Source organism: Xanthovirga aplysinae, assembly GCF_009711365.1.
Lineage (GTDB): Bacteria > Bacteroidota > Bacteroidia > Cytophagales > Cyclobacteriaceae > Xanthovirga > Xanthovirga aplysinae.
The window spans coordinates 1-19898 of record NZ_SMMB01001283.1 but is presented as its reverse complement, the minus strand read 5'-3'; the positions used below and the strand labels follow the sequence as shown (position 1 = coordinate 19898).

Sequence of the window (19898 nt, the reverse complement as noted above, 5' to 3'; positions counted from 1 at the left end):
TCCTCCAATAAAAAGAACATTGCCAGCAAAACCTATCATAATATCACCGCTCATTATAATGCCTACTTCATTGCAAATGAAGAGTTTAACACTATTGACCAAAGTTTACTTGATAACCGGGAAAATAATTATAATAAAGTTCTGACCATTTTCCCTCCCCTCGATTCTACATTAATTCAAAGTAATAAAGAACTATTAGAGGAAATCATCAAAAAATCATCTCTCCCTATCCAACACCATAAAAACAGCAAATGGGTAGACTACAGCTACATTCTAGTTGGAAAAGTACGTTTTTATCAGGCTGACTTTGATAATGCTATCAAAACCTTTAAATATGTCAATAGTAACAGTGAAAATAACGATGCCCGCCACAAAGCCTTAATTTGGTTAATGCGGACTTTTATTGATTACGGGGAAGACTCAAACGCTATCGCTGTATCGGACTTTTTAAAGAAAGAAAGTTTGAGCAAGGAAAACCAAAAAAATTGGCAACTGGTCCGCGCCTATTACTACCAAAGAAAGGAAGATTGGCAAAATATGCGGGAAGAGTTGGTAAAAGTGGTACCCTTACTTCAAAAAAAAGCAGAAAAGATTCAAATTTTTTACATCCTTGGCCAACTTTTTCAGGAACAAGGAAATGATACAGATGCCTACTATTATTACAAAAAATGTCTTCGAAGCAATCCTCCTTATGAAATGTCCTTTAATGCACAGCTAAATATTGCCAAGGCAATTCAATTAGCCAAAGCAGCTGATTTAGCTCATGTCAGGAAATACTTCAAAAAGCTCTTGAAGGATCCAAAAAATTCGGACTTTCAAGATAAGATCTATTTTGAAATGGCGGAAATTGAAGTAAAAAATAACAACCTTGACAAGGGAATTGATTATTATAAATCCTCTGCACGTGTTTCAAAAAGAAACAATCGGCAAAAAGCTTATTCCTATTTAAAATTAGGGCAAATTTATTTTGATACCTTAAGCAATTACCGTCTGGCACAAAACTATTATGACAGTGCGGTTCAAGTAATGCCAAAAGAAGAAGAGATCTATGAGGAAACAGAGAAAAGACAAAAGATATTAACTGATTTTGTTGCACAATTAACTATTATTCAAACCGAAGACAGTCTTTTAAACCTGGCAAAAATGGATTCGGTTTCTTTAGTGGCGTTTCTTAATGAAGAAATTGAAAAAGAAGAAGAGGCTCTCCGTCAGCAACAGGAGGAATTAGCCCAGCAAGCTGCAAATGATAACTTCATCCCAAATCAGGGATTAAACCCATTTTTAGAACAAAGTAATTCTAATGGGGATGGTACCTGGTATTTTCACAACCTCAATGCAATAAATCAAGGACGAGCTGAATTTAAGAGAAAATGGGGAAATAGAACCCTGGAAGATTTTTGGCGACTTTCTGCAAAAGCGCCAGATTCAAATGCTGATTTGGCTTCCAATGAAGAAGCTTTAAAGGAAGAGGAAGGGCAAGGAAGAGCAGAAGAAAATAAGACGAACAACCGGGAATCAAAAATAAATGCCCTTTATCAAACTATTCCTTTTTCCGAGGACTCCCAAAAGGAAAGTCTTGCAAAAATTGAAACCGCTTATTTTAGATTAGGCAATATTTACAATTTTGACCTACTGGAAAAAGAGAAAGCCATAGAAGCTTTTCAAATTCTTCTGGAAAGATTCCCCCAGCTAGAAAATAAAGATGAGGTGTTTTATTTGCTCTTTTTAATTTTAAAAGAGCAAAACAATCCCTCTTTCGAAATTTATGGAAATCGTTTAAAAGAAGAGTTCCCAGAAAGTATTTATGCCAAACTGGTAGACAACCCGAACTTTAAGGAAGAAAATGATAAGATAAGCAGAGAAGTAGAAAAAATTTACGAAAAAGCTTATGCCTTATTTACCAACCATCAACTAGATGAAGCAGAAGCCCTAACCAAGAATACCTTAAATGAATATCCGGAAAATAACTACACGAATCATTTGTTGTTACTTGAAATTATGATTTCGGGTAAAAAAGAGCATTTTGATAAATATAAATTCGAATTAGACCGTTTTATTGAAACCCATCCGGAAAGCGCATTAATTGAATATGCCCAACAACTCAAAGAAGGTTATGAGCGGTACAAAAAATTGGAAGCATCCCTGCGAATAATTCCTTTCAGTACAGATTTTGAGCAAAAACACATTTTTGTATTAATATATCCTGCAAATAATCAGCTAACAGATCCCCTTACTGAAAAATTAGAACAGTTTTTGCTAACAAATAATTGGGATTTAAAATCGGGAAACCTAAAATTAAATAAATCCCTTTCTATGCTTATTTTGAATGAGTTCGATACCAAATCAGGAAGTGAATCGTTCTTTAAGGCCTTTAATGGGACAAACTCACCTTTAAATGGGTTTAAGGACTTAAAATTTTATAATTTCGTGATCTCAAAGCAAAACTTTAATACTTTTTATCAGGATAAGGATTTTGAGAGATATCTTGAATTCTTTGAACAAAATTACAAATAGACTTTTGAGTATTTATTTAATAGGGAGTGGTAAAGTGTTTACACCAGATTTGGGAATGCTTTTTTACCAATAAATAATAAAACCCAGGATACAGAACTTTAATTTCAATTTCACCTTTTCAAAACAAATGCCAAAGAGTAAGCAGGAAAAAGAAGTAAAAAAGAAGGGACGCAAAATTTATAAAAAAATAATTATTGCGATCTGGACCATCTTTATTCTAGGCCTCATTGCCTTACCCACATGGGTATTTATGGTTAGCAGCAATTTTCAAGGCTGGTTTGGAGGAATGCCAGATCACCAGACCCTGGAAAATCCAGAAAGCAGCCTAGCCTCAGAGCTTTTTACTTCTGATGGGAAACTATTGGGAAAATACTATCGACAAAACCGGACCCCAGTTACTTATGATGAATTATCCCCCAACATGGTAAATGCTCTTCTTGCAGCTGAAGACATTCGCTTTCAACAACATTCAGGTATTGATTTAGAGGCTACACTTCGAGTTGTTAGGGGACTACTCACTTTTAACACAAATTTGGGAGGTGGAAGTACCATAACTCAACAATTGGCAAAAAACCTATTTAAAACGAGGGGAGCCAGCTTTCAAGGTAGCTTAACCAAAAAAAATCGACTTATCAGACTTGTGGTCTCCAAAACCAAAGAATGGATTATTTCTGTTAAACTGGAAAGGTCCTATACCAAAGAAGAGATCATGGCTATGTACTTGAATACCATAGAATTCGGAGGAAATGCCTATGGAATTCGAGTAGCAGCAAGAACTTTCTTCAACATCCCACAAGACAGCCTGAACATACAGCAGTCAGCCATGTTGGTAGGAATGCTAAATGCACCATCTCGTTTCAATCCTGTACGGAACCCGGAAAGGGCTATGAGAAAGAGAACTGAGATTCTTTATAGCATGTACAATTTTAAATTCCTAAGCCGTGAAGAATATGATTCCATCAAAACACTTCCATTTGGCTTAGAATATAAAGTAGCCAATCATAATGAAGGACAGGCCACTTACTTCCGTTCTCAGGCTAGAAATCAGTTGATGAAATGGTGCGAAGAAAATGGTTATGACCTTTTTGCCGATGGATTAAAAATCTACACGACCATTGACAGCCGCTTGCAAGAATATGCGGAAGAGGCTATGGAAGAGCAAATGAAATCCCTCCAAAAAAAGTTTTTTGATCATTGGAAAGGTAGAAACCCATGGGTAGATGAGAATGGAAGGGAAATGAAAAATTTTATTGAAGACCGGGCCAAATTGACGGATCAATACAAAAGCCTAGTAGCCAAATACGGAGCTAATTCCGATTCAGTGGATATTATGATGAACACCCCTCAGCCTATAAAAGTGTTCTCCTGGCAAGGTGAAATTGACACCTTGATGAGTCCAATAGATTCTCTCAAATACTACAAACACTTTTTACATACGGGTATGATGTCCATGGATCCACATACCGGGCAAATAAAAGCCTGGGTTGGAGGGATAAATCATAAATATTTTAAATATGATCATGTAAAACAAGGCAGAAGACAACCTGGCTCCACTTTCAAACCCATTGTTTATACTGCCGCAATTGATAATGGTTATTCTCCATGTTTCGAGGTAGTAGACCAACCGGTAACCTTCCAAGTGGTGGGAGATCCACCTACCTGGACGCCACCTAATGACAATGGAAAATATAGTGGAGAAAGTTTGACCTTAAGACAGGGATTAGCCCGGTCAGTAAACTCCATTGCTGCTAAAATACTTCAACTGGTAGGAACACAAACGGTTGTCGACTATGCCAGGCGTTTAGGAATAACTAGTCCATTAGATGCTGTTCCTTCACTAGCGTTGGGAGTAAGTGACGTTTCTGTTTATGAGATGGTAGGCGCCTACGGTACTTTTGTCAATAAAGGAACATGGACTGAACCCTATTTCATTACAAGAATAGAAGATAAAAATGGAAATGTACTCCAGGAATTTACCCCTAAAACCCGAGAAGCCCTTAGCGAGGAATCTGCCTATCAAATGCTTTATATGTTAAGAGGTGCTGCAGAAGAGGTAGGAGGTAGCGCGGTTGGATTAAGCTATGAATTAAAAAAAGATAATGAAATTGGAGGCAAAACTGGCACCTCTAACAACCAATCAGACGGTTGGTTTATGGGTGTAACCAAGGACCTTGTTTCTGGTGTTTGGGTAGGAGGTGATGAAAGAAGTATACACTTTCGAACTTTAGCTTTGGGACAGGGAGCAAGGATGGCAAGGCCAATTTTTGACAAGTATATGCTGAAAGTATATGCTGACTCAACAGCAGGTTATACAAAAGGGCCTTTTGAAAGACCTGACAATCCTCTTTCGGTAGAGTTAGATTGTAACAAGTATCAGGAAGCAGACCTTCAAAGCGAATCCGATACACTCGATGTATCACCAGTAAAAACTATAGATGTAAACAAAGACGAAATTTTTTAGGTCATTAAATAACTTTAAAAAGTGAAAGGTAGCTGATTCAGTTACCTTTCTTTTTTAGAGTATATTTTCATTTATATTTCGTTTTGTATAGGAAGAGCCTTAAAAAGATTCGGGAGAACTAAAATATGCAAAGTCCATATTATAATGCGGACCAGATTAATTTGCTCCCAAATGAACCGGGAGTTTATAAGTTTATTAATTCTTCTCAGGAATTAATCTATGTAGGAAAAGCCAAAAACCTTAAAAAAAGAGTCAGCAGCTATTTCAACAAATCGAAGGGCATCAATCGCAAGACCCTTAAAATGGTCTCTGAAATCTCTAAAATAGAAATAGCATTAGTGAATACGGAGGCTGATGCTTTATTGTTGGAAAACAGCCTTATCAAAAAAAACCAACCCAAATACAACATTTTATTAAGGGATGATAAAACGTATCCCTACATCTGTATCACCAAAGAACGTTTTCCAAGAGTAATTGTCAGTAGAAAAGTAATTAAGTCTCAGGGAACCTACTACGGGCCTTACCCTAGCTCCAAGGCGATGAGAGCCGTTTTGGATTTAATCAGACATTTGTATACCGTTCGAACCTGTACTTTTAACCTTTCCGAGGAAAATATTCGCAAAGGAAAATTCAAAGTATGCCTTGAATTCCATATTGGTAATTGTCAAGGGCCTTGTGAAGGTTTACAAAACGAAGAAGATTACAACAACGACATTGAACATATTCGCCATATTATTAAAGGCCACCTGGGGGAAGTTAGATCGTATTTCCAGCAAAGGATGCAAGATATGGCGGATACACTTGAATTTGAAAAAGCTCAAGCATTCAAAGAGAAGTTAGAATCTCTGGAACTATACCAGGCAAAATCTCAAGTAGTTAATCCAGCGATTGCTTCAGTGGATGTTTTTGTCATTGTATCAGATGACAAAATGGCTTTCATCAATTATTTGAAAGTAATTGATGGCGCAATCAATGTGGCCGAAACCATAGAGGTAAAGAAAAAGCTAAATGAACAAGACCAAGATATTTTATCTCTATTCATGGTGGAATTAAGAGACAAATTTGCAAGTACTTCCAAAGAAATCCTCACCAATATCCCATTAGATACGGATTTTGAAAACATTAAGCTAACTGTCCCCCAAATTGGAGATAAAAAGAAGCTGGTGGACTTAGCTCTGAAAAACGCTATTTATTATAAAAAAGAAAGATACAGTAGAATAGAAAGCAAAAAGGAGTTGGAATTAAGAGTGCTAAAGCAAATGAAGGATGATCTTCAACTTCCCAATTTGCCACTCCATATTGAGTGCTTTGACAACTCCAACATACAAGGTACAAACCCCGTGGCCTCCATGGTTTGTTTTAAAAATGGCCGACCTTCCAAAAAGGATTATCGGAAGTACAACATTAAGACGGTGGTTGGTCCTAATGACTTTGCCTCCATGGAAGAAATAGTGGGAAGACGATACAAAAGGTTAAAAGAAGAGGCTCAAAGCCTACCAAACCTCATTATTGTAGATGGGGGAAAAGGACAATTGAGTGCGGCTTGTAATGCCCTAAAATCACTGGGTCTTTACGGACAGATCCCCATCATTGGAATTGCCAAACGCTTGGAAGAGATATACTACCCTGAGGACTCCTACCCTTTGCATATCGACAAAAAATCTGAAACACTTAAATTAATACAACGATTAAGAGATGAAGCGCATCGATTTGCCATTACTTTTCATAGAGATAAAAGAAGTAAAGCAAGCATTCAAAGCGAATTAGACACAATTGGTGGCATTGGTCCAAAAACTGTGGACAAGTTATTAAAAACGTTTAAATCCATTAAAAAAATCAAGGAGGCCTCCCTAGAGGATTTGTCTGCTGTAGTAGGTAAAGATAAGGCAGGGAAAGTAAAACAATCTCTTTCTTAATTTTTAGAAAAATGAAAAAGGACGGCTTCTACCCCGTCCTTTTTTAGATTGTGTTATGAAATCAAATAGGTTATACCTTTATAAATTATTTTATCTCAGCCTAAAAGCTCTGGGACTTGGTATCCCCAAATGGTAATTCCCAACTTCCATTTTAGTATTCCCAAAGTTCGCTTTCCTGTTCAAGTAATTCATACTCTATTCTTTGAGAGGCAATAATTCCGGCCCTTTGGCTTTCCGGATATTGATCGGCAATAAAGGCATCATTTGGATTTTCAACCTTAATTAGCCGCGCTGCAAACAATCTAAGTTCAAAAGCATCAGAAAGATTTAAATGCTTGGCCGTATTGTAAGGATTGTACCATATCGCATCCTTAGGTTGACTTTTAAATAAAGCCACCAAATCCTTAAATTTAAAAGTTCCTAGCTCCTTTTGTAGCCCCGTCTCAAACTCTTTTCCAGGAATAACCAGAGTAATAGCCTGTATATCAAAATACATCCTAGATCGAGCTTTATCGAAGATCATATCTTCTGTAATTTCAATTACACTTACCTGTCTTGGCAGAAAATAAAGAGACTTTTGCTCCACCGGCTGATCATTTTCCGGTTCATCCCAGCCAGAGGGTTGAAAATCCGATTCATCCTCAAATGCTTCTTCATCAGGTAGAGATAGTCTAGTGAAGAACTCCTCTTTTGACATTCTGACATTTAAGGAATCATTGGTGTAGGGATAAATCAATCCCATTTCCACAGCATCAATAATAATTCGGCTAATCTCATGATTCATGGCGAAAAATGGTCTGTTCTGCTTTTCTCTCAGATCCATCCTTCTCCACAACCTTTTCTTATACATGATGTCTGACTCATGAACAGGACGCAAAGAGTTCGGGTTATAGCCTGTATCAATTTCTTGTGCTTTTGCTTGATCTAAACCAAATAGGCTAGAAAGCAAGCACAAAGCCATTACATAACACAATCTTTTCATAGGTAATTAGCTTTTTTAGTTCAAAGGAATCTGAAATATGCTATTGGCCATATTTACATCTTCCACTTCATTTCTAAAGTTTCTACGTTGCACTTTTGTAACCTCAATAACAATTCGATCCCCTTTCTTTGCCAAAGAGGCAAATTGTGAAAGATCGGCATTACCATTGGTGACCTTCATTCTCTTTACTGGTCTGGAACCACGAGCTAATGTCACCTCCGCTTCTGCCACTCGGTAACGTGCATCATCTGGCAGAAATTCCTTGAAGCCCTCATCAGGAATGGCTCTGATTTGTAGTGTTCGTGGTCCTGGAGCTGAAACTCCTACCTTCATATTTATTTCCTTACCTTTCGAAAGTACCGTTACATCCGGTTTTGGAATAGGTCGAACATTAAAGGTATCCTTTCCAAGCTCAATTCCACTACTACTGGTAGTCAACACTACTTTTCGGCTATTTGGAATCACCATAACCTCCCCTTTGGTATCTCCTTCAATAGCACTAGCCCCTGTAACTCTAAAACTTGGGTTATAGCTGGACCCTAATGAAGGAACCTGAATATTCAATTTATTTCCACAGTTATAATATAAAGCCTGCACGGATGCTGAACTAATTTGCCGATAAGGTTTAGCTACAAAATAGGTGATTTCCTCGGTATAAGTCTTGGTTTCCCCTCCATTTACCGCCATGCTTATTTCGGCCTTAAAAGTTTCCGCAGACAAACCATCTTTATTATAGCGTTTGGATGGTCGAGCAGTAAATTCTAATTTACCAAAACCACCATTTACTTCCAGGTCAGTCCCTTTGGCTTTCATAGTAGGAGTAATCCCCGAAGAGGAGGCTGCCAAAAACACATCCGCTTTGTATTTAGTCCCTGCCGCAACCACTCTGGATTCCGGGTTTACCATTACTTTTATATTATCGAAACTAACATCTTCTGCTCCCACCTTCCCTTTAAGAATATCAAGAGCACGAGTTTCCCTAGATAATACCTCAGTTGCCAACTGACTGACAGAAGCTAAACTCGCTACCATTGGCGATTCCTCAAAATATAAAGAAGCAAAAGATTTACCTCTCTGATCGGGATCATTTTTAAAAACGGGATCATCCTTCCCGTCCAAGGCTATATTTGAAAACTCACCCCCTGTCTTTTCAGCCAAAAAAGCCGAATAATTATTTAAGTTTTCCTGTAGTTCTTTTCCTCTTTTCCCCAACATATGAGAAGCGATTGCTTCACGGTCTGTCAAATTTTTAGGCTTTCCCGATTCATCTGACCCTCCGGTAATTTCCACAAATTTATCCCCCAATTCTTCCAGCTCCTTTACTAAAGCCGTAGTTCGCTGCCGAATTTCAGTTGCTGTTTGTAATACTGCCAAATCCTTCTCCCTGTCCCCCATTTCTGAGACCTGGGTTTTTATAGCATTTAAAGACTCAGTATTCTCATTTTTGGATTTATCAATCGATCTTTCCAGGGAATTGTTGAAAAACAGGAATTTTTCCAAAACTGCACTGTCCACATTCAGTGCAAGCATAGCGGTCAGAATAAGATACATCAAACCGATCATCTTCTGCCGTGGAGTTTCTTTTCCCCCTGCTGCCATAGATTTATTTCTTTTTAGTCCTGTTTAAATTTATACTAAATTATTAATCAGCTCTTCATGGCTGTTAACATACTACCATATACTTTATTTAAAGAAGATAGATTACTCTTCAATCTACCCAATTCCTCTCTAAATTCCTGGGTGTCCTTGGTAGTCTCAGACATATTCCCCATTGTCGCAGCAATGTTTGAATAGAATTTATTCATCGCCTTAATATGGCTATTGGTATCCTGCAACTCCATTTCATAAACTGCATTTAATGCACTCAGATTTTTGGTCACGTGCTGAACTTGAGCATGGTATTTTTTCACATCCTCGGAAGCACCTACCATTTGGGTCATTGCAGTAGTTGTAGCAGCATAAGAACGGTTCAACTCATTTAGGGAGCTGGCCGCTACCTTTATATTTTTAGAATATTCATCTGTAGCTACTACGGCATCACTAACTGTTGACATCTTTGCTACAGAATTAGAAAGGTTCTTCATACCCTTGCCCAAACTTTCGATCAATTCAGGGCCAACATTGGCACTTTCCAACATATGGTCTAATTTTTTTGAAACTGAACCTTCATTTTCAGGTGTTCTTAAAATTTTTGCAGTTCCTGAAAAATCATCTGCAAGTTCCGGATAAACTTTTGTCCAGTCCGGCTCCACATGTTTAGGCTCAAAAGCACTAAGAAAGAAAATTACCGCCTCGGTAGTTAAACCTGTAATCAATAGTTCTGACGCAAAAGGCCAATGCTCTAACTTAAACATCGCGCCTACAATAACAATTGCAGCACCTATACCATACAATTTTGGAACCCAAAAGCCGTAAAACTTTTCTGCAGCTCCTCCTTTTTGTCTACTCATTTTCTGCTGAATATTTAATTGATTAGATTATTTTTTCTTCAAAGACATAAAACGAAACCAACCATGCACTAAAACTCTGATCCTGAGGATCGTCCCAAGTAAGTCATAGCACATCGGAAACCAATATATGATCGTGTTGAATCTTTATATTCATAAGTCCTTGTTCCTGTCTGCAGATAATAGGCTATGTCTTTCCATGAACCCCCACGAACAACCTTTCTAGGCTCATTTTCATCAATATATATGGGGTTAAGATCCCAAACTACAGGAACAGAGGAAGCACTGTAGGCATCTTCAGTCCATTCTGCCACATTCCCAGCCATATCATAAAGGCCATAATCATTAGCAAAATACTGAGCAACGGCCGCCGTATAAGTCCAACCGTCATCATAATAATTTCCACGACGAGGTTTGTAATTGGCTAGCAAACAACCTTTTCTATTTCGGATATAAGGACCACCCCACGGGTATTTAGCCATATCACGCCCCCCTCTTGCGGCATATTCCCATTCTGCCTCAGAAGGCAAACGGAACTTAGGCATCATAAATTCACCTTTACTTGCCCGGTAGTCATTAAGATAATTAGTTCTCCAAAGGGAAAAAATCTGGGCAGCTTCCCAATCTACCCCCACTACAGGATAATCATCATAGGCAGGATGTGAATAATAATATTCCATCATTGGATCACCCATATGATGGGAAAAATCATTAACCCAAACCGTCGTATCTGGATAAAGTTCCTGCATAACATAATCCTGATCCCAAGCATTAGGAATCGAATCAGTCATTACAGATTCAATAAATTGACGGTATTCATTATTGGTTATTTCGGTTTCATCCATGAAGAAACCGCTGATAGTAACCTGTTTATTGAAGTTAACTTGGGTTGCGGCAACATCTTGGTCGGTTTGACCCATATGAAAAGTACCAGCTGGAATGGCCACCATTCCATGAGGAATGGTTTGGACAAAGCCTTCTCTTCCGGGTACACCGACAAGTTCACCACGGTCGTCTCCCCGGCCTCCACCACCTAACAGACCACAACCTTGAAGGGATAGCAATACGGCAACAGACATCAAGCCTGCCGCTCTCATGAGAGGATTCAATTTATTCATAGCACCTGTATTTTTTAAAAATGTAGGTTGAATTACATTTTTAAGGTTTTTATCAGCGTCCAAACATTAATTTACCTTATGTCACAAGGCATTTTAATAATCAGACGGATAGAAAATAATGGTTTTAGATTTTTGACGATTTAAACCAATTCACACACTAACACACTTACAAATTGTGGAAAATCCTAAACTTTCCAAAATCTAACTCTAAAATTTTAATGCCTAAACCTAGGCGTTCGAATTATTTTTTTCCCACCTGCGGTGGCTACAGGCAAAGTATATTTCAACATGATTTCATGGGAAGACCATTCTTTTGCTTGCTTTCCACTAATCACATAATCAAAGGAATATCCAATTTTAAGCGCATTATCCTTAAAAAAGCTGTAGCCTAATAAGGCAATAACCGCTTCAGATTGACGATATCCCAAGCCACCCCACATTTTCTCTTCGTAAGTCCCCAAAACAGTAAGATCAAAGGAATAAGAATTAAAGTCCGATTTAAAAAGAAACGAAGGAGAAATTGTAAAATTGTAAGAAATATTATAATTATATCCAGCCGTGGCAAATAAATTTCCTTCCAGGGCATTTCTCAATTCATCAACTCCAAAATCAAATTGTGACTTCATTAAATGATCATAACTAATCCCCGCATAGAACTTTTCAGTTCGAAGAAAAGCTCCCAATCCCATATTAGGTCGTATCTGAGTTGCTCTTCCATTTTGAATTAAAGGATCTTCAGGATCTATAGGTCTATAGCGATCAAAATCGATTGTTTGAGCAAAAGCCCCAACCTTAATTCCTAAACTTACCTTAGCATTATTAATACTAAGGTGATAAGCATAATTAAGATCCAGTCTCAGGTTATTCCATGGTCCAAGGCGATCATTAATAATTGAAAGTCCTGCCCCACTGGAGATATTCAAAATAGGTGCATCAGCTAAAAGTAACTGCGTAGTTGGGGCACCTCCGGCCCCATCAAAATTAGTATTATACCCAGCCCATTGAGAGCGATGAAGACCTGTAAAATTAGTTACTCCCTCCACTCCTGCATAAGCCGGATTATAAGAAAGGGTTGTAAACATATACTGACTAAGCTGTATATCCTGTTGAGCGTAGACTGAATGTTTATTACCACATAAAATTACTGCTGTAAGAGCAAATAGCAACTTAATCTTTCTCATAAAGACCTATATTGAAATGTAAATATATAACTTTCTGTCAATTTTTAAGACTTAAATACAAGTCTTTATACGCATAAAATTAGAAGACTCCTATAAAAACAACTATAATGAATACATTACGTTAAAAATTATTCGTTTTTTTTACAATAAAAAAGTCTTTTCCAAAGATATTATACTTTTACAAAAAAAGGCCAAGAATTCCGAATGCTAAACACTCGGAAATCTTGGCCCTTTAAAAAAAGTCCGCTATGTTATTAAATATCTTTCCCTAGATTACCTACTTATAATTGGTTTGCCTTTTTAATGTAAAGCTCCAGTGCTCCTGTCATTGAAGGGGCATTGGGTTGTGGAGCTTCAATATCGAGCATTAGACCAGCTTCTCTCACTGCTTTTGCGGTAGTAGGTCCAAAAGCCGCCAACCTTGTTTCGTTTTGCTCAAAATCTGGGAAATTCACAAATAAAGAGTTTATCCCTGACGGACTGAAAAAAGCAATAATATCATAGTTTACATCGGCTAAATCCGAAAGATCACTTGCCACTGTCCTATATATAACAGCCTCAGTATACTGATACCCATTTTGTTTTAGATAGTTAGGGATATCATCTTTTCGAATATCAGAACAAGGGAATATATATTTCTCATTCTTATGCTTTTTCAAGACTTCCAATAAGTCTGTCGCCGTTCTAACCCCAGTAAAAATCTTACGTTTCCTTATAACTATGTATTTTTGAAGATAATTGGCCGTCTGCTCAGAGATACAAAAGTATTTCATATCAGCTGGCATCTCAATCTTCATTTCGGTACAAAGCCTAAAAAAATGATCCACTGCATTACGGCTGGTAAAAATAACAGCGGAATGCTTAAGAATATCGATCTTTTGTTTTCTAAACTCCTTGACAGGAATGGGCTCAATCTCAATAAAAGGCCTAAAATCAATTTTCAAATTATACTTTTCAGCTAAAGTGTAATAAGGGGATTTTTCACTGGCTGGCTTGGGTTGAGAAACTAAAATACTTTTTACCTCACGTAATCTATCCTTAGCTGGTGCGTTCATATTTTTTTACGGATTTTAGAGTTTTATCTGTTAAAAACTTTAAAAAGCCTATTTAAACAGGATTTTTAGTCCTACTATAAGAGGCAGGATTTCAGTGCCGCAAAGATACGAAAATAATTGAACACCACTTAATTTCTGTACACTAATTAGTTTGATAAGTAATATTAAAACCCTAAAGAATAAAACTGTTAAAAATAAAATGGGTAGAATGATGGAATATACCGGGCTAAAAAAGGCTCTATTTGTAAAGAAAATTAACAAAAGAATTGCGAGTATTAAATAACCAATCAAACCAATTTTCAGAAAGTCAAAAAAGTGAACATTACGAAGATCGGATACTCCAAATAAGGAAGATACTAAAGCGATCAAAACATATTTTAGCAATAAAAAGGCTATAATTACCGCGCTTATTTTTAACCAAAGTAAACTATAACCTGAAAAATTTAATTCCCCCATTCTCGCAAAGGCTAAATGTAAATTTTCCAAAAATGGAGCTGTAATTAACCATACATAAGCCTGCAACAAGGCATATAACAGAACTAAACCAAAAGAGAAATTAGGCGTGGCCCTATTCATCCCCAGGGCATCTCTTCCTCCCTTTGTCCAAAAAAAATGGTTCAGACTAAAAAAACCACGTGAGGTTCGGGAATACTTGTTAATCACTATTGTCAAGAGTAAGGCGATTAACAGAAAAGAAGAAATCATAAAATTGTTTTTGCTCTCTGATGACCGAATCTCAAGAGTTGTATGAACCCTATCATTTGAAATTTCGCTAAATGCAACTTCATCGGCTAAAATCCCTATGCGATTTTCTCGCGGAATAAATTCAGGATTATAAAGCGTTACAAATAAATCTTGTTTCTGAAAAACCTCTACCAGGCTGTCCAAATTAAAAAGACGAATAGTATCTTTAGGAAAAAAGGCAACTATTTTTCTATCAATAAACAAAGTACTTCCTCCCTGAACCTCATAAAACAATGTGCTACCACTAAATTTTTCAGTAGAAAGAGTGAAACTTGCACTGGTATTATGAAATGGAGTATTTAAAACGTAAGGCACATAAGTTTGACTTTGGTTTTCATAAATTAACCATTCTGGGGTAAAATCTTTTGCCAGTTTATAGTCCGACACCTCATCCTGCTGAGAATATCCCCTCAGTGAAACACCCAATATACAGAAAAAAAGAACTAAACATTTCCACAGAATATTTTTCATCACCTAACAAAAAAGTCAATTATTAGCAGTAAAAATTACGATAGAACAAAAGCATATCTTAATTGCTCTAACTTGCACAGTAAAGCTTAAATCTCTTTCTGTACTTTTTTCAGTCCTTTTTCGTAACCCTTTAATCTTATCTTAATTCGAAATTATCTTCACTGATCTGCTTATTCCTTAAAATAATCAGCATTTACTTAACTAAAAAGGCACTAAATTCCTCCAAACAAAAGAAAGGTTCTTTGTTTAATGTTAAAGTCTTTATGCAAAAATAGACACAGTAAAGTTGCAAAGATAAAATTTAAAGGAACTCGAAAAAATTCAACGTCCTCTGACGAAGAATTAAATCTTAAAAACGACTTGTGAAGCCAAAATGAACTTTTGAGTGGTCAAATGCCAGAGGCTGAAACTTAGATTGTCCTATAGCATAAATAAAACTAAAAACACCGGAACCAGTGGAAAATGATAGGCCTGCCCCCAGGCCTAAAGGATATTGATTATCCCCCTGAAGTTGATTTTCTAAATAAGACTGATCATAAAAAAACATAAGATAAGCCTCTTTTTCAATCAAAAAACGTACCTCAACGGTTGATAGGGCGAAAGCGGAGGCAAAAAACTCATTTTCATTAAACCCTCTTAATATTTGAAACCCTCCTAATCGAATTAATTCATTTTGTAAAAGCTGATCATTTTTTTGCCCTCCAAACTGTAATTGAGCCAACAACACCAATCTACGCCAAAAAGAAAAGTAACGTCCCATCACACCATGAATCTCAAACTGCATACTCTCCAAATCCAGATCCTCATAATACTGTTCCGGCAAACCAATATTTTTAACTATTTTTCGACGGCCAAATGATCCTTCAAGGTCAATAAAGCTTCCTTGATTAGGAAATAAGGGGTCATCCAATCCATTCCACTTATAGCCAAAACCATAAGAAACCAACTGATTATCTGCAAAACCCGATAAATCATCCATAGCCAAATAGGGCTCAATGGATAACAAACTAGATGTACTTACTTGGCTAAAGATTGATAACCGCCCAGGCAAGCCTTTATGCCAAGAAAGAGCAAATCTCAAATCCCGGTTTATGAAAGTTGAATCTTCTTTATATAACTCAAAATTTAACGAAACCGACAAGGGAGCATAAAGCAAGGCTTTATGCTCATAACCCACCACCAACTGTTGAGAACCTTCTTTTAATTTTTTCCAATTCAAATGCAGCATTTTACCACTGGCAAATAAATTATTAAACTTCATTTGGAATTCCCCATTAATCAACATTTTTCCCTCTTCGGAAGCCTTTGGTAAAATCCCAACCAGACCATCCAGTTGATCTGTTTTCCTTCTTGAAACGAAAACATGCACAATAGCCTTACCTCTTCTAAAGCTTACTTCTGGGTCTTTTTCAATTTTCAAAAACGGTAATTGTTTTAGCTCATTGCTCAGATGGGTTATTAGTCGTTCATCATAAGGTTTGCCAGGCTCAATTCCTAGCCAGGCTTGCAAAAAGGTAGGTTTTATTTTGGCATTTCCATGAATACGGATAGAATCAAAGGTAATTAACGGTCCGCTGGTATAGGAAATTTGAGCATTCACCGACGTGGGCTTTATTTCTATAGAATCCAGTCGAATTCGGGCAAAGGGAAACCCATTTTGCTCCGCATAAACAAGTGACTTTTCCATTAGTTTTGAAACCTCCTGATAGCGAAAGGGCTTTTTGTTAAAAAATTTTTCCCGAAACCCCAACCTTTGTTGAAACCGGCTTCTTAAATTTCCTGGGGAAAGATTGACCCAAGTAAATCGCTGACCAATATTTAATGCTGCCTTAAGCGTATCCTTATTCCAATTCATTTTTTTCACTTCAGCAGTTAAATACCCCTCATCCTGCAAATCTCTTAACAAGGATTTTAATGTCTCTAAAGTAGAAAGAGAATCTTTTTGGTTGGCATCAAAAGAAAAGGCCGCCATTATTTCATTTACGGAATCGGGATAATTGACATGAAGGAAGGGCTTAGTTTGTTGGGCTTTTACCGAAGCATTAGAAAACAAGAAAAAGAAAAGGGTGATCCTTTTTAATTGCTTCACTACATTTGCCTTTAAAATGGACCTCATTAAAAATGATATTTAAAATTTATTTAACCTTAAGGAGACTTATAGCCACCTCAAAAAAAATAAACCTAGAAGATATGAACTCAGGCATCATTAAAAACTGCACTAATAACGAAGTGCAACCGTTGAAAATAAAAACCCTTACCTAAAAGTAAGGTTAGGTTTTATTTTTGCGAACTAAAACTAATGATTAAAACCCTTAAATTTAACAAAAACTTTGGCTGGACTTTATTTACACATCCCTTTTTGTAAGCAGGCATGTTATTATTGTGATTTTCATTTTAGTACAAACACAGGCCAAAAGCAAGAGACTATTAAAGCCATTGCAAAGGAACTTCAATTGCAAAAACCTTACTTAAAGGGAGAAAGTCTGCAAAGCATTTATTTTGGAGGTGGCACACCTTCCCTACTCTCAGCAGAAGAACTAAACCTATTACTAGATACCATATACAAATACTTCAGTGTAGATACTTCGGTAGAAATCACACTGGAGGCCAACCCCGATGATCTTAGTCCATCCAATCTTAAAGTTTTTAAATCCTGCGGGGTTAATCGATTAAGCATCGGAATTCAATCTTTCAATAATTATAACCTGAAATTTTTAAACCGCGCACATAGTGCAGAAGAAGCCCTCATCAGTGTTGAAAATGCTCGTCGGGCTGGTTTTGATAATCTGAACCTGGACCTAATTTATGCCATTCCAGCTACAGGCCAAACCGTTTGGGAAAGGGACCTAGAAACCATCCAACAGCTTCGTCCAGAACACATATCTTCATATTGTCTGACCATAGAAAACAAAACCGTTTTTGGCAATTGGTTAAAAAAAGGTAAAATACAGCCGATTGATGAGGAAAGAGCAGCCTCGGATTTTGAATTATTAATTCACCATTTAAAAGAGGACGGTTATCAACAGTATGAAATTTCAAATTTTTGTTTGCCTAATAAACATTCTCGTCACAACAGCAATTATTGGAAGCAAGAAAAATACCTAGGAGTTGGCCCCTCTGCTCATTCCTTTGATGGGAAAAACCGTCAATTCAATGCTTCCAATAATGTCACTTACATTAAATCGCTAAAACAAAACAAAATACCCTTTGAACTCGATATATTAGGTCCTACTGAACGACTAAATGAATATATTTTGACTACTTTACGAACATCTTGGGGCTGTAACTTGGAGAAACTTAAAAAAGACTTTCAATATGATTTGCTTAAAGATCAAAAGGAGTATTTAAACGATTTGATTACGGGTAAAATGGCTTTTATTGATCAAGAAAATCATCTTAAACTTACAGACAAAGGGAAACTGCTTGCAGACAAAATTACCCTTGACCTTTTTATCAGTTAAAGCCCTATCCACTGTCAAAACCCAAGATTTTGCATTTCCCCAATATTCCATAACTATTTTCTCAAGATATTTTATTCAAAACTAACAGAGAAATAATTGTGAAATGCGAATATGTAAAAAGCTTCAGATAAAAATTGAGACCTAATACCTAATCTTACCAAAATCAACCAAAAGCCTTTTGTACAATTTGGGATAAGGGATGGCTCCCTTTTTTAACAGGATATTTTCTAGTTTCTTTTTAAATTTTCTTGGATTAGAACAAGTTAAATCCATAAAATCAAATTTCTCATTGGCATTCAGTCATGTTATTCGTAATTTCTAACCTTTTGTCAGCGAAGTTTATCTATTCCTTTTATGATTGAAGCCATAACTTTTTCAACTGGAGAAAAAAAATATAAAGCTCTACTCCATCAACCCATTGATATTTCAATACCTTTAAAATCGGGGAGGGAAAACCCAAATTGCTATTGGGCAGAATCTGTACAAACCGAACCCATTATTTCAGGTAAATTTATCGGCAGTGTTGCACAAGGCGGACCTGTAAATCATCAAAAAATCAGCCTTACCCCTCATGGAAATGGCACCCACACAGAATGTTACGGTCACATCTCATCTGATAATAATGCCACACTGAATCGCTTACTACAAAACTTTCATTTTCTAGCCGAGTTAATATCAGTTAAACCAGAGCTAACAACCTCTGGAGACGAAGTCATAAGCCTTGCCTCCATCAAAGGTGCTCTGAAGGAAACGGAAGCGGAGGCCATCATTATCAGGACCCAACCTAATGAGGTAGGTAAAAAGAAAAAAATATGGTCAGGCACAAACCCACCTTATTTTGATCCAAATGCAATTGAATATTTGGCATCTATTGGCATCAATCATTTACTTACCGATCTCCCTTCTTTAGATCGGGAATTGGATGGAGGGAAACTCAACGCTCATAAAGCTTTTTGGCAATTTCCCGAATCAACTAGGAAAAATGCCACGATCACCGAGTTGATTTTTGTAGAAAATCATGTAAAAGATGGGGTCTATTTGTTAAATTTACAGATCACCAGCTTGGAGTTAGATGCCAGCCCAAGTAAGCCTATCCTTTATCCCCTTACCCCTATTTAAACCCAAATTCTGGCTAAGGAAGTCCATAGTTTACATGACAAGTGAAGAGAAAAAAGCATTTTTGTTGCTTAAATCCATGATTTTCCATTACCATGGAATGGATGAAGACGAACAAAAAATTCTTGAAAAAGCAGCCAAGGAATTGGACGCCATCAATGAACTAAGATGGGCCAATACTTTCATTGCTAAAGATTTTTACACCGCCTTTGAACGGGGTAGAGATTATTTGAACAATATGATTGGGAAGGAAAAAAAAGAAATAAAACTCTCCTACCTAAATAGAGTTTGGAAAGCCAATCATCAAAAAGGATACATCACAGAGATGGAAGCCACAGCCATGCTTCGATTGGCTAAAGACTGGGAAGTAGAGGCCGAACTGATGGCTCTGGTTCGCGGCTAAAAAATTAGATTACTTAACCCCACATTTTT

At 36.9% G+C, this 19898-nt stretch carries 14 protein-coding genes; 6 read left to right on the top strand and 8 right to left on the bottom strand.

Going from position 1 to position 19898, the window contains the following annotated elements; translation table 11 throughout:
- The 3 genes from porW to uvrC form a co-directional block, all read left to right on the top strand.
- Nucleotides 1–2514: type IX secretion system periplasmic lipoprotein PorW/SprE (gene porW / locus E1171_RS21235; RefSeq protein WP_155208081.1), on the top strand; the 2514-nt coding region annotated here is incomplete at its 5' end.
- Between the two features lie 127 nt (nt 2515–2641).
- Nucleotides 2642–4975 carry a penicillin-binding protein 1A gene (locus E1171_RS21230; RefSeq protein WP_155208080.1) on the top strand — a complete coding sequence of 778 codons (2334 nt, stop codon included), beginning with the start codon at nt 2642–2644 and terminating at the stop codon, nt 4973–4975.
- Between the two features lie 125 nt (nt 4976–5100).
- Nucleotides 5101–6891 (top strand): excinuclease ABC subunit UvrC, encoded by a 1791-nt coding sequence (uvrC, locus tag E1171_RS21225; protein WP_155208079.1) that lies wholly within the window; start codon nt 5101–5103, stop codon nt 6889–6891.
- Nucleotides 6892–7042: 151 nt separating this feature from the next.
- Here uvrC and porN read toward each other — a convergent pair whose 3' ends face one another.
- From porN to E1171_RS21185, 8 genes are all read right to left on the bottom strand, one after another.
- Entirely contained in the window at nt 7043–7873 is an 831-nt protein-coding gene (gene porN, locus E1171_RS21220) for a type IX secretion system ring subunit PorN/GldN (protein WP_246164474.1), read from the bottom strand.
- A gap of 15 nt (nt 7874–7888) precedes the next feature.
- Nucleotides 7889–9472 (bottom strand): type IX secretion system motor protein PorM/GldM, encoded by a 1584-nt coding sequence (porM, locus tag E1171_RS21215; protein WP_155208078.1) that lies wholly within the window; start codon nt 9470–9472, stop codon nt 7889–7891.
- Between the two features lie 47 nt (nt 9473–9519).
- Nucleotides 9520–10323, bottom strand: coding sequence for a type IX secretion system motor protein PorL/GldL (gene porL, locus E1171_RS21210; RefSeq protein WP_155208077.1), 804 nt, complete (start codon nt 10321–10323; stop codon nt 9520–9522).
- Nucleotides 10324–10391: 68 nt separating this feature from the next.
- Nucleotides 10392–11438, bottom strand: coding sequence for a T9SS ring complex lipoprotein PorK/GldK (gene porK / locus E1171_RS21205; RefSeq protein WP_155208076.1), 1047 nt, complete (start codon nt 11436–11438; stop codon nt 10392–10394).
- A gap of 215 nt (nt 11439–11653) precedes the next feature.
- Nucleotides 11654–12619: a PorP/SprF family type IX secretion system membrane protein gene (locus tag E1171_RS21200; protein ID WP_155208075.1), complete on the bottom strand. Its 966-nt coding sequence runs from the start codon at nt 12617–12619 to the stop codon at nt 11654–11656.
- A 281-nt stretch (nt 12620–12900) separates the two neighbouring features.
- Entirely contained in the window at nt 12901–13674 is a 774-nt protein-coding gene (locus E1171_RS21195; protein WP_155208074.1) for a uroporphyrinogen-III synthase, read from the bottom strand.
- Nucleotides 13675–13722: 48 nt separating this feature from the next.
- Complete coding sequence (locus tag E1171_RS21190; protein ID WP_155208073.1) at nt 13723–14889, bottom strand: DUF4271 domain-containing protein; 1167 nt, start codon at nt 14887–14889, stop codon at nt 13723–13725.
- A gap of 349 nt (nt 14890–15238) precedes the next feature.
- On the bottom strand, nt 15239–17005 hold the full coding sequence (locus E1171_RS21185) for a BamA/TamA family outer membrane protein (RefSeq protein WP_155208072.1): 1767 nt from the start codon (nt 17003–17005) through the stop codon (nt 15239–15241).
- Between the two features lie 214 nt (nt 17006–17219).
- Between E1171_RS21185 and hemW the strand changes: the two genes are divergently transcribed.
- From hemW to E1171_RS21170, 3 genes are all read left to right on the top strand, one after another.
- Nucleotides 17220–18350 carry a radical SAM family heme chaperone HemW gene (hemW, locus tag E1171_RS21180; protein ID WP_155208071.1) on the top strand — a complete coding sequence of 377 codons (1131 nt, stop codon included), beginning with the start codon at nt 17220–17222 and terminating at the stop codon, nt 18348–18350.
- A 354-nt stretch (nt 18351–18704) separates the two neighbouring features.
- Entirely contained in the window at nt 18705–19469 is a 765-nt protein-coding gene (locus tag E1171_RS21175; protein WP_155208070.1) for a cyclase family protein, read from the top strand.
- Nucleotides 19470–19503: 34 nt separating this feature from the next.
- Nucleotides 19504–19869, top strand: coding sequence for a hypothetical protein (locus E1171_RS21170; RefSeq protein ID WP_155208069.1), 366 nt, complete (start codon nt 19504–19506; stop codon nt 19867–19869).
- Nucleotides 19870–19898 lie beyond the last annotated feature (29 nt).